Origin of the sequence: Phytohabitans aurantiacus, from assembly GCF_027923225.1 — a bacterium.
Classification (GTDB): Bacteria; Actinomycetota; Actinomycetes; order Mycobacteriales; family Micromonosporaceae; genus Phytohabitans; species Phytohabitans aurantiacus.
Genome location: NZ_BSDI01000050.1, coordinates 18,832 through 35,176, shown reverse-complemented (window position 1 = coordinate 35,176; position 16,345 = coordinate 18,832). Strand labels below are relative to the sequence as shown.

General features: G+C 67.7%; 20 protein-coding genes and 1 pseudogene. 13 read left to right on the top strand and 8 right to left on the bottom strand.

Annotated elements, in window-relative coordinates:
• The first annotated feature begins 7 nt into the window (after window positions 1-7).
• The gene (locus QMG73_RS35520; protein ID WP_281903197.1) at window positions 8-694 is read left to right on the top strand and encodes an NADPH-dependent F420 reductase; all 687 of its coding nucleotides are present in this window, start codon (window positions 8-10) and stop codon (window positions 692-694) included.
• Between the two features lie 80 nt (window positions 695-774).
• The gene (locus QMG73_RS35515) at window positions 775-2,142 is read left to right on the top strand and encodes a cellulase family glycosylhydrolase (RefSeq protein ID WP_281903195.1); all 1,368 of its coding nucleotides are present in this window, start codon (window positions 775-777) and stop codon (window positions 2,140-2,142) included.
• Window positions 2,143-2,169: 27 nt separating this feature from the next.
• Here QMG73_RS35515 and QMG73_RS35510 read toward each other — a convergent pair whose 3' ends face one another.
• Entirely contained in the window at window positions 2,170-2,652 is a 483-nt protein-coding gene (locus QMG73_RS35510) for a MarR family winged helix-turn-helix transcriptional regulator (RefSeq protein ID WP_407676899.1), read from the bottom strand.
• Window positions 2,653-2,736: 84 nt separating this feature from the next.
• A complete protein-coding gene (locus tag QMG73_RS35505) occupies window positions 2,737-3,453 on the bottom strand; it encodes a DUF4142 domain-containing protein (protein ID WP_281903192.1) in 717 nt (238 codons plus the stop codon).
• A gap of 207 nt (window positions 3,454-3,660) precedes the next feature.
• On the opposite strand from QMG73_RS35505, the gene QMG73_RS35500 reads away from it, so the two are divergent.
• Together QMG73_RS35500 and QMG73_RS35495 are read left to right on the top strand one after the other, a co-directional pair.
• Window positions 3,661-4,638: a phosphotransferase gene (locus QMG73_RS35500; protein WP_281903190.1), complete on the top strand. Its 978-nt coding sequence runs from the start codon at window positions 3,661-3,663 to the stop codon at window positions 4,636-4,638.
• Window positions 4,639-4,642: 4 nt separating this feature from the next.
• A pseudogene (locus tag QMG73_RS35495) lies at window positions 4,643-4,966 on the top strand (phosphoketolase family protein); the annotation flags it as partial.
• Between the two features lie 13 nt (window positions 4,967-4,979).
• Here the strand turns inward: QMG73_RS35495 and QMG73_RS35490 are convergent.
• Window positions 4,980-5,627 carry a DivIVA domain-containing protein gene (locus QMG73_RS35490; RefSeq protein ID WP_281903188.1) on the bottom strand — a complete coding sequence of 216 codons (648 nt, stop codon included), beginning with the start codon at window positions 5,625-5,627 and terminating at the stop codon, window positions 4,980-4,982.
• Window positions 5,628-5,768: 141 nt separating this feature from the next.
• Between QMG73_RS35490 and QMG73_RS35485 the strand changes: the two genes are divergently transcribed.
• From QMG73_RS35485 to QMG73_RS35465, 5 genes are all read left to right on the top strand, one after another.
• Window positions 5,769-6,407, top strand: coding sequence for a class I SAM-dependent methyltransferase (locus QMG73_RS35485; RefSeq protein WP_281903185.1), 639 nt, complete (start codon window positions 5,769-5,771; stop codon window positions 6,405-6,407).
• 57 nt (window positions 6,408-6,464) lie between these two features.
• Window positions 6,465-6,842, top strand: a complete 378-nt coding sequence (locus QMG73_RS35480; protein ID WP_281903183.1) for a peptidase inhibitor family I36 protein — start codon at window positions 6,465-6,467, stop codon at window positions 6,840-6,842.
• A 375-nt stretch (window positions 6,843-7,217) separates the two neighbouring features.
• Window positions 7,218-8,435, top strand: a complete 1,218-nt coding sequence (locus QMG73_RS35475; RefSeq protein ID WP_281903182.1) for a hypothetical protein — start codon at window positions 7,218-7,220, stop codon at window positions 8,433-8,435.
• Window positions 8,428-8,997 (top strand): hemerythrin domain-containing protein, encoded by a 570-nt coding sequence (locus tag QMG73_RS35470; RefSeq protein WP_281903181.1) that lies wholly within the window; start codon window positions 8,428-8,430, stop codon window positions 8,995-8,997. Before QMG73_RS35475 ends, QMG73_RS35470 begins: the two co-directional genes overlap by 8 nt.
• Window positions 8,998-9,030: 33 nt before the next feature.
• Window positions 9,031-9,387: a Rho termination factor N-terminal domain-containing protein gene (locus QMG73_RS35465; protein ID WP_281903180.1), complete on the top strand. Its 357-nt coding sequence runs from the start codon at window positions 9,031-9,033 to the stop codon at window positions 9,385-9,387.
• An 88-nt stretch (window positions 9,388-9,475) separates the two neighbouring features.
• Here the strand turns inward: QMG73_RS35465 and QMG73_RS35460 are convergent, their stop codons facing one another.
• Window positions 9,476-9,604 carry a DUF4383 domain-containing protein gene (locus QMG73_RS35460; protein WP_281903179.1) on the bottom strand — a complete coding sequence of 43 codons (129 nt, stop codon included), beginning with the start codon at window positions 9,602-9,604 and terminating at the stop codon, window positions 9,476-9,478.
• Between the two features lie 184 nt (window positions 9,605-9,788).
• Here QMG73_RS35460 and QMG73_RS35455 point away from each other — a divergent pair, with 184 nt between their 5' ends.
• A complete protein-coding gene (locus QMG73_RS35455) occupies window positions 9,789-10,727 on the top strand; it encodes an SDR family NAD(P)-dependent oxidoreductase (protein ID WP_281903176.1) in 939 nt (312 codons plus the stop codon).
• A 223-nt stretch (window positions 10,728-10,950) separates the two neighbouring features.
• Here QMG73_RS35455 and QMG73_RS35450 read toward each other — a convergent pair whose 3' ends face one another.
• The 3 genes from QMG73_RS35450 to QMG73_RS35440 all read right to left on the bottom strand — a co-directional run bounded on the left by QMG73_RS35450 (window position 10,951) and on the right by QMG73_RS35440 (window position 12,945).
• Window positions 10,951-11,394, bottom strand: a complete 444-nt coding sequence (locus tag QMG73_RS35450) for a hypothetical protein (protein WP_281903173.1) — start codon at window positions 11,392-11,394, stop codon at window positions 10,951-10,953.
• A 157-nt stretch (window positions 11,395-11,551) separates the two neighbouring features.
• Complete coding sequence (locus QMG73_RS35445; RefSeq protein ID WP_281903170.1) at window positions 11,552-11,905, bottom strand: HflX-like GTP-binding protein; 354 nt, start codon at window positions 11,903-11,905, stop codon at window positions 11,552-11,554.
• Between the two features lie 326 nt (window positions 11,906-12,231).
• Entirely contained in the window at window positions 12,232-12,945 is a 714-nt protein-coding gene (locus tag QMG73_RS35440) for a TetR/AcrR family transcriptional regulator (protein ID WP_281903168.1), read from the bottom strand.
• 390 nt (window positions 12,946-13,335) lie between these two features.
• Between QMG73_RS35440 and QMG73_RS35435 the strand changes: the two genes are divergently transcribed.
• From QMG73_RS35435 to QMG73_RS35425, 3 genes are all read left to right on the top strand, one after another.
• Window positions 13,336-14,094, top strand: a complete 759-nt coding sequence (locus QMG73_RS35435) for a hypothetical protein (protein ID WP_281903166.1) — start codon at window positions 13,336-13,338, stop codon at window positions 14,092-14,094.
• A 254-nt stretch (window positions 14,095-14,348) separates the two neighbouring features.
• Window positions 14,349-14,975 carry a glycine-rich domain-containing protein gene (locus QMG73_RS35430; RefSeq protein ID WP_281903164.1) on the top strand — a complete coding sequence of 209 codons (627 nt, stop codon included), beginning with the start codon at window positions 14,349-14,351 and terminating at the stop codon, window positions 14,973-14,975.
• A 458-nt stretch (window positions 14,976-15,433) separates the two neighbouring features.
• Window positions 15,434-15,682 carry a hypothetical protein gene (locus QMG73_RS35425; protein ID WP_281903163.1) on the top strand — a complete coding sequence of 83 codons (249 nt, stop codon included), beginning with the start codon at window positions 15,434-15,436 and terminating at the stop codon, window positions 15,680-15,682.
• Between the two features lie 91 nt (window positions 15,683-15,773).
• Here the strand turns inward: QMG73_RS35425 and QMG73_RS35420 are convergent, their stop codons facing one another.
• Entirely contained in the window at window positions 15,774-16,280 is a 507-nt protein-coding gene (locus tag QMG73_RS35420; protein WP_281903161.1) for a nuclear transport factor 2 family protein, read from the bottom strand.
• Window positions 16,281-16,345 lie beyond the last annotated feature (65 nt).

Here is a 16,345-nt window from a genome sequence, read left to right as displayed (position 1 = left end):
GCCAGACATGAACGCCACCATCGGCATCCTCGGGGCCGGCAAGATGGGCACCGTACTGGCCAGGCTCGCCCTGGCCGCCGGCCACCGCGTGCTCATCGCCGGCTCCGGCGACCCCGCGAAGATCGCCCTCACCGTCGAGGTGCTCACCCCCGGAGCGGTCGCCACCACGGCCGCCGAGGCCGCGGCGCGCGCCGACATCGTCATACTGGCGCTGCCCCTGGGCAAGTACCGCAGCCTTCCCGTGGAGGCGTTGCGCGGCAAGCTCGTCATCGACGCCATGAACTACTGGTGGGAGGTCGACGGTATCCGCGACGACCTCACCGACCCGCGGACCTCGTCGAGCGAAACCGTGCGGGAGTTCCTGTCGGGCGCCCGCGTCGTCAAGGCGTTCAACCACGTCGGCTACCACGACATCGAGGACAAGGCCCGCCCTGCCGGACAGCCCGGACGCGTCGCCGTCGCCATCGCGGGCGACGATCCGGACGACCTCGCCACCGTATCGTCGCTTGTAGACAGCCTCGGCTTCGAACCCGTCATCGCCGGCCCTCTCGCCGAAGGCGTACGCATGGAACCCGGCACCGAGCTGTTCGGGGCCGACGTCGACGCCGACGAGGTACGCGCCCGACTCGACCGCTTCCCCGCCACCGAACGCGGCCGGACCATCGCCCACGCCCGCGCCGGAACGCCGACATAGCGTTGGTTGACCATGGAAGCGCTCCCAGGATAGCCTCTGGAGGCATCGATACTCGCCTTTGTATAACGAAGCGGACCGCCATGCGAAGATTGACAATCGCCACCGCCCTCTCCGCCGCCGGCATCGTCGCCGCCACGATCGTCCTTGTCGCTCCCTCAGCCAACGCCGCCACCGCCGCGTTCTCGATCGTCAACAGCTGGGGCAACGGCTACCAGGGCCAGTTCACGGTCACCAACAACACCTCCGCACAGATCACCTCGTGGCAGGTGCAGTTCGACCTGCCGTCCGGCTCGACGGTCAGCCAGTCGTGGAACACGCAGCAGTCCACGTCCGGCAACCGGTACACCTTCAGCAACGTCGCCTGGAACGGCACGCTCGGCGCGGGCGCCTCGACCTCGTTCGGGTTCATCGTCAACGGCAGCGGCACCCCGACGGGCTGCACCGTCAACGGGGGCTCCTGCTCGGGCGGCGGCACCCCGACGACCTCACCAACAACCCCGCCGACGACGCCGACGGCCGGGCCCACAACCTCGCCGCCGCCCTCCGGCAACACACCGGTCGCCCGCTACGGCCAGCTGCGCGTGTGCGGCGCCGCGATGTGCGACAAGAACGGCGCCCGGGTACAGCTGCGCGGGATCAGCAGCATGTGGCTGAACTGGGAGACCCAGCCGTACGCGGAGAACCTCTCGGCGCTGCAATGGATGCGGGACAACTGGAACCTGCAGGTCATCCGCGCCGCGATGGGCGTGGAGCCGGCGGGCGCGTACCTCAGCAACCCGACCAAGGCCCGCGGCCAGGTCGAGACGATCATCAACAACGCGGTCACCGCCGGGGTGTACGTGATCGTCGACTGGCACGCGCACGAGGCACAGAACAACCAGTCGCAGTCGGTCTCGTTCTTCTCCGATCTGGCCCGCCGCTACGGACACCTGCCGAACGTCATCTGGGAGCCCTACAACGAGCCGCTACAGGTCAGCTGGACCAGCGTGATCAAGCCCTACCACCAGGCGGTGGTGTCCGCGATCCGCGCGGCCGATCCCGACAACATCATCGTGTTGGGTACGCCCACCTGGTCGCAGGACGTGGACGTGGCGGCCAGCAGCCCGGTGTCCGGCACCAACCTGATGTACACGCTGCACTTCTACTCCTGCACGCACGGCGCCTCGCTGCGCGCCAAGGGCGACGCGGCGATCCGGGCCGGCCTGGCCTTGTTCGTCACCGAGTGGGGCGCCAGTCACGCCGACGGCGGCCTCGACGGCAGGATCTGCCAACCCGAGGCACAGGCGTGGATCGACTGGATGCGGGCCAACGGCATCTCCTGGACCGCGTGGAAGCTCGACGTCGGCACGGACACCACGAACCTGCTCTCGTCGGGCGCGCCGGTCACCGGTGGCTGGACCAACTACCTGCGCGGCCACGGACCCTTCGTCGTGGCGAGCTTGAGGTGACACAAGTCGGCCGGCGCCTCGTACGGGTCAGGCCGTAGCGGTATCGGGTGGTGGCATCGCGGACACCTGCCAGCGTTGCCACCACACCGACTCTGGCAGCTCGTCCGCGGCGTACACGAACGCCTCCAGCACCTCGGCCAGGGCGGCCGGATCGGGTACCGGCACCGCGCGCACCATCTGACCGATGGCACGGCGCCGGCTCCGCATCACCTCGCCCACCAGATCCCGTCCCGCCTCGGTGAGCCCGACCCAGGTGGCGCGCCGGTCCTCGACGCGGCGGTACCGGCATACGAGGCCCTTGCGGACCAGCCGGTCACACATCCGGGTAACGGTGGACGGCGCCACCTCCAACTCGGTGGCCAGGTCGACGGTCCGCTGGGGTCCGTGTGAGGCGAGCACGACCAGGGTCCGGTACTGCACTAGCGTGACGTCGGCGTCCAACTGGCCCAACGAACGGGCCGCCAACGCGACCAGTACCCGGCTGGTCCCCAACAGCCCATCCGTCACCATGGCGTCGGTCGACGGCTTACGGGAACCCGCCGCTCCCGCCTCGGCAGGACGCGCTCGTACATCCGCGACTTGGAACATGAGCGGCTACCGCGGACGGAACGTCCGGTAGGTGAACACCCCGCCGATCGTCAGCGCGATCAGCAGCACACCCCAGATCGCCGCCGGGCTGAATCCGCTCCCGGTCGCTGTCCGCGCCAGGGCCACCTCGTCCAGCGAGCCAGCCGGCGGCTGGTCGGCGGGCAACCCGGCAGGCGGCAACGCCGCGTATCGCACGAGGCCGGTGCTTTCGAGCAGGGTCATGTGGGTGAGCACGAACCGGTTGGCTTCCTGTGCCAGGTCTCGGGCCACCGCGTTGCGGGTACCGGACCGGACAGCGCCGATCACCGGAAAGATCTTGCCGTGTGCCGCACGCAACCGATCCACGAAAATCTGATCGAACTCCCGGTCCGACGAGGCCGTACGCATCTCGTCGAGCCACCCCTGCTGGGTGTCGTTCGGCTTGACGGGCAGTTGATGACCCACCTTGTTGGCCGCGTCGACGACAATCTGGTCCAGTTCGGCGTGCTGTGCGGCGATCTCCGCCCCGACCTCACGCACCCGCTGGCTGTTGCCTCGCTCCGCCGCCATCTGGCCGGCGGGCATCTCCCACAGCCCGGCGAGGCGAACGCCGTCGAACAGCGCCAGATCCGAGGCGCTCAGCTGTGCGGGCGCCGGAGCCGCGACGGCGATGGCGGGCAGCGCGAGTGTGCCAGCGACGAATCCGACCAGGGCCGAAACCGCCCAGCGTCGACGTGCGTACACCAGACCTTCACCTCCGAGATGGATCCCGTGACTGCTGTCAGTACGTGCATCCATGCATTGATTGACTAGATCGACACTAAGTCATGTGATGACGTTCCGTAGTTCACCCGATCGGCCGACCGGAACAGTTCAAACCACGGAGGAATTTTCGGTGGTCTTCTGCTGGCGCGCCTGGCAGCATTGGCGGCCGGCCAACGAGAGGCGATCATGGCGCGGGCGTTTCTGCAGGTCAACGACCTGCATGACCTGGTAGCGGATCAGTTCGGAACCGACCAACGGCTTACCTCGCTGGATCGGCTGACCGGCGGCACCAAGAAGGGGGTCTACCGGCTCGGCCTGAACGACCGGACAACCGTGATGCTGTATGTCTGGGCGCCGGAGGAGAACTACTGGCCAGCCGCGGCCGTGGTGCCGGACGACCCGTTCACCGACGCGTCGGGTGCCGAGCTGTTCGCCGCCAGCCACGCGGCGCTGCTCACCGCCGGTGTGCGTATCCCCCAGCTGGTGATGCTCGACCGTGACCGCCGCTATCTCGACGCGGACATCGCGCTGGTCGAAGACGCCGGAGCGGTGCGGCTGGAGGCGTTGCAGGAACGCGACTCCGCCGCGGCGGCCGCGCCACTGGCCGCACTCGGCGACGCGTTGCGCCGGATGCACACCACGCTGAACGCGAGCTACGGCAAGGTCGCCATCATCGCCCGTGGCGAAGCGTCCCAGACGCGACGCACCGAGGACATCATCGTCGACCGGGCGCTCGGACACCTTGACGCGTCGGCGATCCGCGACACCCGCCTCGCCGACGCGCATCATCGGATCGCCGCCCACGTGCGGCACCTGCGCGGCACGGTCACGCCGCGCCAGCGATATGGACTGGTGCACGGCGAGCTCGGCCCGGACCACGTACTGGTCACCCCGGCCGGCGAAGCCGTCGTCATCGACTTCGAGGGCCTGGCCTACTTCGACGTCGAATGGGACCACGCCTGGCTACAGATGCGTTTCGGCGACACCTATCCAGCGCTGCGCCCGGTCGAACTCGATGGGCACCGGCTGGAGCTCTACCGGTACGCGCAGGTCCTGTCTCTGATCGAGGGGCCGCTCCGCATCGCGGACACCGACTTCCCGGACCGGCAGTGGATGCTGGACCTGGCCGAATGGAACATCACCAAGGCGCTCGCCGCGATCTGACGAACAGATCTACCTGCTGGACAACCCGCTGCTGCGCGAACCGCTGACGCCCGAGCACGTCAAGCCGCGCCTGCTAGGGCATTGGGGCACCAGCCCGGGGCTCAACCTGCTCTACGTACACCTCAACCGGGCCATCGTGGCCCGCGACCTGTCCACGATCGACGTCATCGACCGGGTACCCGGACTCGGCGCACGAGCCGCCCACCTACGCCAAGCCATGGTCGACGCCCGCCAACAATGCCGCGACCACACCCGCCGATACGGCGAAGACGCCCCACAAGTCACCGAATGGCGCTGGATCCGCGAGGAAGCCAAGACCACGCCCTAACCGAATGCGATGGTCACTGCGGCCCTTCCTCCGGGCCTTCCAGGTCGCGCAGTTGGCCGCGCAGGTGCGCTTCCAGGCGGCTGCGGTACTCGCGCTGGAACCCCAGCATGTCCTCGATCTGCCGCAGCGCGACCGTTCGGTTGGTTTCGGCGTCGGCGATGGCTTGCTGGTGGCGGTGGCGTGCCTCGCGCGCCAGCGCCTCGGCGGCGGCGTGGGCGTCGTGGAGGAGCTTGTCGGCAGTCGCGTGTGCCTCGGCCACCAGCCGGTCGGCCTCGTGCTGGGCGTCGGCGATGTGGTCCTCGGCGGTACGCCTCGCCATCTCGATGACCCGCAGCGTCCGGTCACGGTCGCCGCTCACCGCGGCACCGCCCTGCGCGGCAGCCTGCTCCAACTCGGCTTCGGCGGCGCGGGCCGCGGCCTCCGCGGCGGCCCTGTCACGCTCGGCACGATCGAGTCGCGCCCTCAACTCGGCCAGCTCGGAGCCACCAGGGCTGTCACGCTCGGCCCGCGCGCGCAGTGCCTCGTTCTCCTCGACGAGGCGGGTCAGCTCGTGCTCGACCTCGTCCAGGAACGCGTCGACGTCACTCTCGTAGTACCCCCGTTTACCGATCGAGGGCTTCCTGAAGGCGACGTTGCGGACGTCGGCCGGGGTCAGCGGCATCGCACAGCACCCCCACCGTTGGGATCACCCCGACCGTACCAACCTCACGACCAAAAGACTGCGATATACCCAAAAGGGCGGCTTTGCCTTCGACGCGAATCGGCGGCACGATGGGGCTGTATCGCCGAAGGAGCTCGCACTGTGAACGCGACACCGGACGAAACCGCCAAGGTTCTTCGCGCCTGGGAGAGGTCAGCGTCGGGCTACGACAGGCAGATCGCCTTCTTCGAGAGGATCTGGTTCGGCGGCGGGCGAGAATGGCTCGGCGCCCGCGCCGCGGGCCGGGTCCTGGAGGTCGCGATCGGCACCGGCCTCAACCTGCCCCACTACCCGGCCGGGGTCACGATCACCGGCATCGAGCTGAGCCCTGCGATGCTGGCCATTGCCCGGCGGCGGGCCGCTGAGCTACGTCGCACCGTCGCCCTGCTCCCCGGCGACGCGCAGGCCCTGCCGTTCGCGGACAAGTCGTTCGACACGGTGGTCTGCGCGCTGTCGCTGTGCACGATTCCCGACCCGGCCACCGCGATCGTCCAGATGAAACGGGTACTCGTGCCCGGCGGGCGGTTGCTGCTGCTCGACCACGTCGCCAGCACCTGGCCACCCATCCGCGCCGCTCAGTGGTTGCTCGAAAGAATGACCATCCGCGCCGCCGGCGAACACTTCACCCGCCGCCAACTTCCACTCGTGCAGGCGGCCGGGTTCGAGGTCGTCGAGCACGAACGGCTCAAGGCCGGCACCATCGACCGCGTCCACGCCCGCAAGCCGGAACTATCCACATAGGTCCAACATCGGCGAGCGTTGAGGAGATTTCGAGCCGCCATCCATTATCATCTTTCAATGGACTTTTTGAAAAGACAAGCCCTGCTCGCAGCCGTCGTATCGGTCGCAATCAGTCTGGTCGGGTTCGCGCCCGGTCCGGCACAGGCGGCACCTTCCGGTGGCGACTGTCCATTCGTGAACACCGTCTGCTTGTTCGAGGGGGAAAACTTCACGGGAGACCGTTTCACGGTCAGCTCGTTGTCGTCCTCGGGCGTCTGCGTGAGCCTGGTCGACCACGGCTGGGCGGATCGAGCCCACTCGGCGATCAACACCAATACGGGCAGCGCCGCGCTGTTCATGAATGATGACTGTCTCGGCGGCCCCTTCCAGATTTCCGGCGGCAGCTCGCGTCCGAGCTTCGGCGGGTTCACGCCTGACAGCATCTGGGTACCCTGACCGCCCAGCCTTCACGTTCGTGGCGACCGGCTGCCCCTGTTGGGGCAGCCGGTCGCTACAGACGCTGCCGACGCCCAGCCACGACGAGCAGCGTCAGGGATCTGAGCGTGACTGGACGCGGAGGGTGAGGCCGCGGGAGCGACGGTATGGGCCTCGACGAGCATCGCGGTAGCTCGAAATCCCAGGTTGGACCAGCTCCCTCTTGGACCGAGGTCGACCGGGGCGGCCAACGCTTAGCAGCTCGTCCAGGTAGTCCTCGCGCAACGCCGTCGGGTCGACGAGGCCGCCCGTCAGGATCGCGCGCATTGAGCTCTCTCGTCGTTTCGTCGCTCCTCTATCGGGTACGCGGCGTGCACGTCCATCGAGGGAGTGCACATGTTCAATCCGCTGGAGCACAAGGGTCTCGCGCCGGACCAGCAGCTGCGGTCGTGGCGCGAGCTGAACGTCGACCCGATCGACCCGGAGGCGGTCGATCCATATACGCGGTGCCGGATCATCACGATGAACGGCATCGAGGTCGAGGCGATCCTGTTCTCGCACCAGTTCGCCCGCAACTGTCCGGACGACGAGGTGCGCCGGCAGCTGGCCTACACCCGGTACGTGGAGAACCAGCAGCAACGGGTGGTCAACTGGCTGCTTCCGGGGCTGGCCAGCGTGCTGGAGACGACGCTGGGCTACGAGCAGGTGGCGGTCGACCTGACCGCGTGGGTGGCGCGCCACGAGCCGGACCCGTACCTGCGGCAGGCGTACGAGTTCGGCGTGCTGGAGGACTTCGACCACCTGTACCGGTACGCGAACCTGTACGAGATGGTGGAGCGCCGCAAGGCCGAGAAGGTCGTGGACGCCCTGACCGAGGTGATGCCCGGCCGGCCCACCGTCCACGAGCACCGCCACCCATTCGACGAGGTCCGCGCCCCGTACGACAAGGACTCGGTCAACCCGCAGTCGAAGCTGAACGCGCTGACGATCCTGTCCGCCGAGCAGCAGGTGGCGATCTACTACATGAACGTCGGCCCGCAGTACATGGAGCCGATCGCCCGCCAGCTCTACCAGGAGATCAGCCTGATCGAGCAGGAGCACGTCACGCACTACGAGTCGCTGCTGGACGCGGGTGAGAACTGGTGGGAGCGGCTGCTGACCCACGAGTACAACGAGTGCTGGCTGTACCACTCGTTCATGGAGCAGGAGAGCGACCCGCGGATCAAGGCGGTGTGGGAGCTGCACCTGCAGATGGAGCTCGGCCACCTGCAGCAGGCCGCCGACCTGCTACGCCGGCACGACGGGCGCGAGCCGGAGGAGATCGTCGGGTCGGCGGGCGTGCCGGAGCCGCTGCTGTTCGAGCCGAACAAGCAGTTCCTGCGGCACCTGCTGGCGACCCAGATCGACCTGAACAAGCTCGGCGAGGGGTACGTCCGCGAGGCGCACGAGCGGTTCGAGTGGATGCAGGAGCAGTTGCACGCCGGCGAGAAGCCGCCCAGCGAGCAGGTCATCGACATGCACCGCGAGCAGTTCGGCGACGAGTACCGCATCGAGACCGAAGGGCCGCACCCGGTCCAGTCGCTCCGCGCCGCCGAAGGAGACCGCCGTGCCTGAAGCACCGGCCACTCCTGGCCCGAACGAAGACGTGGTCAGCCTGCTGCTGACCCAGCACGCCCGGATCGAGGAGCTGTTCCTGCTCGTCACGGGCAGCACCGGCGAGACCAGGGCCGAGGCGTTCAACGACCTGGTCCGGCTGCTGGCGGTGCACGAGACCGCCGAGGAAGAGGTCGTTCACCCGCTGAGCCGCACGCTGCCCGGCGACAACGACGCGCTGATCGACGAACGCCTCGCCGAGGAACGGCAGGCGAAAGAGACCCTGAAGGTACTGATCGAGGGCGGCGTCGACGCGGACGGCTTCGACGAGGGCGTGCTGTTGCTGCGTACCAGCGTCCTGGCACACGCCCGGCACGAGGAACGGTACGAGTTTCCCCGGCTGCGCCAGCACGTTCCCGCCGACCGGCTGCGACAACTCGCCACCGCTGTCCGCGCCGCCGAGGCCGCCGCACCGACCCGCCCCCACCCCGGCGCGGAGTCGGCGACCGCGAACGCCGTGGTTGGAATCCCGCTCACCGTCATCGACCGCATCCGCGACGCCATCCGGAGTGCCGCCGACTGACGCCCACCCCCTGGCGCGGAAAGGAGCACCACCATGATGGCTGACGGTTCTCTCGATGCCCTCTTCGAACGCGTGAGCGCCGGCGATGGCGACCGGGTCGCCCTGCTCGAGCAGATCAACCACCGGTTGACCGCGCGCGCTCACGCGCAGGAGGCCAGCCACCTGCTGCGCAAGGCTCGCAATCTCACCGTGTCGCCACACTTCGACGAGGCGTTCGAAGCCTTCGTCGCCGCGGTGCGCCAGCACGAATCCACCGCCGCCGGACCGGACGAGGACCTGGAACAGGCGACCAAGACGGAGCTCTACGAAATGGCCAAGGAGGCCGAAATACCCGGCCGCTCCACCATGACCAAAGACGAACTCACCGAAGCACTACGTGACAGCGAATGACCATCGCGGGCGACGCCACACCGTCCGCCGTCACACGTACGCCGGCCCCGAACGAGGGCCGGCGTACGTGGGATGGCGGTTGTCACGGTCATGCGTCGCCGCGGCGCGGTGACACCAGCAGGCCAAGAGCGACCATGCCGATGGCCAGCGCCAGGTGCAGCCAGTCGTCGGCCGTGTTGAACGGTACGAAGTTCGCCCCGCTGCCGTGATCGATCACCAAGCCGTATGATGCCGACCAGTAGGAAAACCACCGCGACCGCGAGGGCGACGGTGCTGACCAGCGGCCGGGCGTGGACCTGACGCGCGGCGGCGGATCCGGATCTCGTGGCCCCGTCCGGTTGGGCGATAAACGCGTTGGGTACGTAGTGGAAATGGCCGGACCCAAATCCTTCCGTGACGCGGTGGTAGTGATCACGGGGGCGACCAGTGGAGTGGGGCGCGCGACCGCGCTGGCGTTCGCTGCCGAAGGGGCCCGGTTGGTACTCGTCTCGCGCGGCCAGGAAGCCCTCGCGGAGGTGGAGCGGGACTGCCGCGAGCGGGGTGGGCAGGTACTGGTCGTGCCGACCGACATCGCCGACGCGGCGGCGGTCGAGCGGCTGGTCGAGCTGGCGGTGCGACGGTTCGGTCGGATTGATGTCTGGATCGAAGCCGCCGCTGTCGGAGTCGCCGGGCAGTTGGGTTCGGAGTCCGTGGCGGAGATTCGCCGGCTCGTGGACACCAACGTGTTCGGCACGGTGCTGTGCGCTCGTGCCGCCCTGGCCACGTTCCGGCGGCAGGGAAACGGCGTCCTTGTGATCGTCGGGTCACTGCTGTCACTGTTTCCGAATCCTCTGGTGCCGCTCTATTCGATGACAAAGTTCGCGATCAGGGGGCTCGCGCTGAACCTTCAGCAGGCGGTTGCCGGTGACCCCGGTATACACGTGAGCCTGGTGTTGCCTGGGCCGGTCGACACGCCGTTCTTCGTCCGTGCCGCCAACCACACCGGCCGCCGGCTTCGCGCGATCCCGCCCGCGTACGCGCCAGAGCGTCTTGCCGCCACGATCCTGGCGTGCGCCCGCCGACCTCGCCGGCAGGCGACGACCGGGGTGGTCGCACACCTGGCGTTGGCCGCCCATCGAGTGGCTCCGCGTACCGCCGAATGGTTCGTCGCGCGATGGAGCGCCACGCTGCTCACCAAGCCATTCGCGGCCGCGGCCGGGTCTGGCTCACTGTTCGAACCACCGCCGACCGGTGCGGTCCACGGTGGATACCGCCGCGGCAGGATCCGCCGTCGACTCGGCGAGTGGCTGGGCGCGGCGACGGCGGCCGGCAGCCGAGATCCTCACCATCCTGGGCTGTGACGCCGTCGGTCCTGAGCATCCGCACCGTGCCCGGGCCAGAAGATCGACGACGTGACCATTTCCCAGGAGGTGGCGCCGGACCTCGCCTAAAACCAAGAAAAATGTGAGCTACCGCGACGTCCGCCGCGCTCCGAGCCGTCGCTCCCGCGGCCTCACCCGCCGCGTTCCCACAACCCCCGCTCGCCCGGTCGCGGGAACGGCGACCGGGCGAACCGAAGGAAGGTCAGATCAGGTTGCAGGACGAGTTTGCCCGGACGTAGCCGGCCCATTGACCCCACGGGGAGTCGATGGCGTTGAACCAGTACTCGGTGACGTCGCTCGGGTTGATCCCGACGGACGCCAGTTCCAGGTAGAAGAACACGCCGTGCCCCGCGCCGCCGCTGTTGCCCATCTGGATCCAGCGGGCGGTGCCGTTGCGCAGGTAGATCAAGACGAACGTCCGCAGCTGAAGGTCGTTGCCGTCCGGGTCGGTAAAGTCGGTGTACACCCAGCCGTTGAAGCAAACCAGGTAGTTGTTGTACACCGGCGGGATGTTGGCCGCCTGGGCGCCGAGCACCCGGGTCGCGGCGGCCGGGGCGGTCTGTGGTGGTGCCGCCACGGCGGTGCCGGCGAACATCGTGGCGAGCAGGGCGAGGGCGAGAGATCCTGCGGTGAGGATGCGGCGCACTGGCGACCTCCTACATGTCACGGGGCTGTTCCTCGGTCGCGCCGATTCTGCGCGCGGTGCGCCGCCCCGCGCCGGCCATCCTGAACACCACTGAACACCACCGGACGCCGGGTGCTCGGCTCGCTGCCGGATGGCAAGCTCGTCCGTGATCGACGGTCTAGCGGCCGACAAGGTCCTCGCCGCTGATCACGAGACACCCGAACATGTCACCCAAGACAGCCCGCTGGTATGTGGTCAGCGGGTTCACGAAGACCACAATGCCAACCTGCGCGGCCCGGCACGCACGCGCGATCTCGTCTGCTTTGCCAGCGCTGACCAACGTCCGCCGCGAAAACGACTCGGTCATCCTGGCCGCACCACCGCGCGAGACACCCCGCCGCTGAACATGCCGACCCACCACGCGTCCACCATGGACATTCACCAAAGCCGCCAGCACATCAAGCTTCGCGACGAACTCCTTGTCGTTCGCCGAGAACAGGCCCACGAGCAACACATCAGCGCCAGCCAACACGCGCCCCATGATGCCAGGCACCCGACGGACATTCGTGCGTCCTACGCCCGAGGGCGACCTCGAAGGCACGGTCCGCTTTTAGGCGCTCCGTGCGCGGCGGTATAGGCACTATGCACATCTCAAACCCCGGACACCAATAGATAGAGATCTTCCGGGGTGGAGGTTTCTTGTCTGTCCACAATGCGCGGTGCTGGTGGAGCGAGCCGCGGAGGGTGAGGCCGCGGGAGCAACGGGCATCGACCGCGACGGACATCGCGGTAGCTCAAGCTCGATCCTGAACCTGACCCCAAAAGGTCCGGCCACTACCGGCGTGAATGTTCGCTTCGTCAGTTCTCGGGGAGACCCGAGGCGATGCGGTCGGCATCGATTAGGTTGCCGAGCAACGTGATGGTGGCGGCGGCGAGATCGTGCAGGGTGGTCTCGGGGATGGCCGACTCGCTCTCGAACGCGCGTTCGATGGTGCGTGCGAGCAGGTCCGCTCGCTGTTGCTGGCCGCTGGCCGGGGCGGCGCCTTCGGCTCGCAGGAAGCCCTCGAAGAGTGCCTGGTAGGCGTAGCCGATCTCGTCGACCCCCAGGTCGTCGCGCAGGATGCCGTGGTCGGCGAGCAGTCCGAAGTAGTCGCGCGCCATGGCACTGTGCCGGTCATCGCGGGCGGTGTCCACGGAGTTGGCTAGCTTGCCGAGCAGGTCGGGGTCGTCCAGGAGGAACCCGCGCAGGAGCGGGCGCTTCGCGATGGCCAGAAAGTAGGCGCGGGCGAAGTTGTGCAGCAGGCACGCCCGCGGATCCTGAGACAGCGCCTGCCGCAGCTCGTCCACGGCGTGGAGCACCTCGCGGGCGAAGACGGCGCTGAACAGCTGCTCGCGCGTCTTCCAGTGCAGATAGACGGTGCCTTTCCCGATCCCCAGACCGGCGGCCACGTCGTCGATGCTCACTCGCCGGTAGCCGTGGCGCAGCAGCAGGTCCGCCGCCACGTCGAGGATCCGGACGGCTCGCTCGGCGCGCTGCTGGGGGCTGCGGAGTCGCTCGGCGCTGGTGCTCACGAAGCGATCTTATGACCAGATGTGAGATCTGCCCAACAGAAACTTGTAGTTGACGCGTTTTCTAATTTCGTCATATCGTCATCACGCAGTCGCGACACCGACCAACAGGAGCGAGTCATGAACGGCACCAAGACGGTCCTCGTCACCGGCGCTACAGGGAACCAGGGCCCTCGTCCGGGACGACACCGCGCCGGCGGCCGCCGCCGCACTCGCCGCCATCGGCGCCGAGATACCACACTCCCCTGCGCAACGCCCACGCCACCCTCATGGCATTCAGCACCTGGCTGGACCGATCCGGCAACACGCGCCTGCTGGCATGACCGGACGCCTTCTTCGCCACTGCGATCCATCAAAGCCATTCCATCCCTGTAGCTCGAAAGGCCCGCGATCATGAACACACGACCTGTCCCGCCCGCCGTCGTCCCCGCGATAGGCGACAACGCCCAGCGATGGCTGCGTTTCCTGTCGCGCTGGTCGATACCAACCGCACTCGCCTACCTCGGATTGATGGTCCTGTTCGTCACCCTCGTTCTGCCGGCCGGCAGCGGCTCCCTACCAGAGGAATTCCTTGAACTCGATGTCGCAGGCATCGCACCCGGGCTGTACCGGCTGACCATCGTCTTCGACGTCCTGGCATGGCTGGGAATCGGCGGACTCCTATTAGCGTGGGGCACCGCCCTGCGACACCACGCACCGACGCGGGCAACGTTCATCTCCGCTTCGAGCGCCGCCGCCCTCATCGGCTTCCTCGGCGCCTGTCTGCGCCTATCCGCAACCCCCGAACTCGCAAGCCGGTACCTCTCAACGCCGGCAAGTGATCGCCCTGCGCTGCTGGAGGCGTACCGCGAACTGCTGAACCTGATCAACGTGACCTTCAGCGCCGGCGGCCTGCTAGCCAACGCCGGGCTGCTGCTCGTCACGATCGTGACCTGGCGCGGCGTACTGCCCCGCTGGGTCGGCCTCCTCCTCGGGCTGGGCAGCGGCCTGGGCATCATCAAGGCCGCGCTGCTCCTGGTGGCCGGCGTGGACCTCGGCCCACTGGCACTGCTCGGCGCGATCCTGCTGACCGCAGGATTCGCCGGAACCGCGAGCAGCCTATGGCGAACCACCACGACCGGCGGACAAGTCAACCCGACAACCGCACACTGACCCCAACGGCAACAGTCGCTTTGCGGGCATCGGGCTGTCCGACAGCTCAACTGTCGCGTCGCCAGAAGCCTGTCTCGCGATACCGCCACCAGTGCAGCACGGTGCGGTCGTCGGGCCACGGCGCGGGTGCGCGCGCGGTCATCCCGGTTACACGCTGGTATTCAGGTATCTCAGCAACACCATCCGGGCCGCGAAGCACGACTGCTTTGCGGCCCGCACCTACTATCAAAGGGCCGCGAATTGAGGGGTGCGACATGATCTGGAAAAGGCTGACGAAAATCCGATCCGCCCGCCGAGTCGCTGTTGTTGACGATTTGCAGTTCTCCGCCGGTGGACGCCAGCGTCTCACGAATAAGCACCACAATCTCAGCGGTGACGATATTCGCCTGGTCGAAGGCGCGACCCGCCAGTGGTTCCGGATCGTCGCCCGACATCCCAGAGCGACTCTGTCGATGCCGTCGTTGGTCGTAGCTGATCTATGGAGCGAACTGGCGCTGGACGCCCGCGAGTACGCCGCATTCTGCGACGCCGCGTTCGGGCGCCGATTGACTCCCGCGTCGAGGCAGACGACCGCCGCGGGCACGCTCGCGACGCTCCGCTACGGCCGCCAGGACGAGAACTGCGGCCCAACGGCATTGCCGCTGCTGTTCCGGGTAGATCACAGCCTCGCCATTCAAGACGGCCTCAGCTACCTGGCCGACTGCGGTGGCCGCGGCGAATGCTTCCAGGTCCGCGGCATGATCTGCCTGCAACACATCGGCGGGCCAGGCAAGCGCCTCAGAGTCGGGGGTATCCGCGGCGATCTACCCTTCCACGACAGCCGCTACGGCTACGCCGGCGGCGCCGATGTCAGCGGCTTCGGCGACGGCGGTGGCACCTGAACCGCCGCGGGTAGCAGACCGCGAGTGCGAGCACAGGGCCGCCGACAACGACGGGCGGTGCCGCGCCGTCCTCGGCTGGCAGCGATCCCGGTCGCTCGACGCGATCATCCGCACGCCTGGGAGCCACTGGGCAAGGCACGGCTTCGTCGTGTGCCTCATCCGCGCCGCAAACCACAGCGGTGCCGGCCGTCCGAGCCATCAACACGCTCGCCCGGGTCACGCAGGCGCGCTCCTCCACCAGGGCGAACTCGCTACACGAATGCGGGAACTCCTCCGCGCTGACGCCGTAGCACTCGCTGCGACGGCCGGTTGACGCTCACCAACGAGGGAGGCGCCCGAGGCAGACCCATCCATTGTCCACTGTGGTCGGTAATGGCGTCAGGACTCGAGAGATCATATGGCCCCAGAGCCGGGCCGACCCCAGTGACGGCACGAGATACCGCTGACATCCTATTCGGATGACAACCGACGCTGGCGGACCTCTCACTGATGCCGAGGTGCGGGATCTCGGACAGTTGCTTGCCAGGTATGTGTCCCATGACCTGGATCAGTGGGACAACTGGCAGATCGAGACCTCCTACGGGCCGGTCTACGTGATGATCACCCGCAGCCTCCAGCCTGGATGGCCGCAGGATGCCTTCACCACCGTCTGGCCGCCACCCGGACGGCTTACCAAAGATCCGGCCGTCGACCACATCAAGGACTGAGACGGCGCGGCATCCACAGCCAAACACGGCGAGGCCGGTGAAGTAGCCCGACCCCGGCGGGACAGCGCAGATCGCGGCATGAGCGGACGTGTCAGGTGCCGTTCGGCAAGTGTGTTGTGCAGGCGTCGGCGATCGCGGCGGTGTCCCAGTAGAAAGGATGAACCTCGGTGATCCGCTCACCCTTTACGGTGATCGTCTGCAGGATCGGGAAATCGAGTTCGCGTCCGGTGGTTCGGGCGCGTGCGTGGACGTAGGTGAGCACGACGAGGGGACTGGTGGTGGCCAGAAAGTGTTGCTCGACCATCTCGAAGATGTCCCACGTCTGGCTCATAGCGAGGAAGAACCGTTCCATGCCTTCGTGTCCCCGCCAGGTTCCGCCGTACGGGAGGCTTGTCGCCTGGTGAAGTACGACGTCTGCCGAAAAGAACGGTTCGAGCGGCGCGAAATCCGCGGTGCCTGGCCCGCCCGCGGCGAGGTACTGCGTTTCGGCCGCGTACATGCCCTGTAGCACGGCCAGGTCGGTCATTGTCGAACGCGTGATCATGCCTAACACACTGGCCGACGACGTCCGGATGCGCTGGCGGAAATCGGTTGTCACGTTCGCGGACGTGATCCACTGGCTGCCCTCACATCGGCAGAACAGCAAGGCAATAATCGGCTGTT

What these genes read in the sequence shown, in the direction of transcription:
- QMG73_RS35520 (WP_281903197.1), top strand. Translation starts at nt 8, where the DNA reads ATGAACGCCACCATCGGCATCCTCGGGGCCGGCAAGATGGGCACCGTA.
- QMG73_RS35515 (WP_281903195.1), top strand. Translation starts at nt 775, where the DNA reads ATGCGAAGATTGACAATCGCCACCGCCCTCTCCGCCGCCGGCATCGTC.
- QMG73_RS35510 (WP_407676899.1), bottom strand. Translation starts at nt 2,652, where the DNA reads ATGGTGACGGATGGGCTGTTGGGGACCAGCCGGGTACTGGTCGCGTTG.
- QMG73_RS35500 (WP_281903190.1), top strand. Translation starts at nt 3,661, where the DNA reads ATGGCGCGGGCGTTTCTGCAGGTCAACGACCTGCATGACCTGGTAGCG.
- QMG73_RS35490 (WP_281903188.1), bottom strand. Translation starts at nt 5,627, where the DNA reads ATGCCGCTGACCCCGGCCGACGTCCGCAACGTCGCCTTCAGGAAGCCC.
- QMG73_RS35480 (WP_281903183.1), top strand. Translation starts at nt 6,465, where the DNA reads ATGGACTTTTTGAAAAGACAAGCCCTGCTCGCAGCCGTCGTATCGGTC.
- QMG73_RS35475 (WP_281903182.1), top strand. Translation starts at nt 7,218, where the DNA reads ATGTTCAATCCGCTGGAGCACAAGGGTCTCGCGCCGGACCAGCAGCTG.
- QMG73_RS35465 (WP_281903180.1), top strand. Translation starts at nt 9,031, where the DNA reads ATGATGGCTGACGGTTCTCTCGATGCCCTCTTCGAACGCGTGAGCGCC.
- QMG73_RS35435 (WP_281903166.1), top strand. Translation starts at nt 13,336, where the DNA reads ATGAACACACGACCTGTCCCGCCCGCCGTCGTCCCCGCGATAGGCGAC.
- QMG73_RS35430 (WP_281903164.1), top strand. Translation starts at nt 14,349, where the DNA reads ATGATCTGGAAAAGGCTGACGAAAATCCGATCCGCCCGCCGAGTCGCT.
- QMG73_RS35425 (WP_281903163.1), top strand. Translation starts at nt 15,434, where the DNA reads ATGACAACCGACGCTGGCGGACCTCTCACTGATGCCGAGGTGCGGGAT.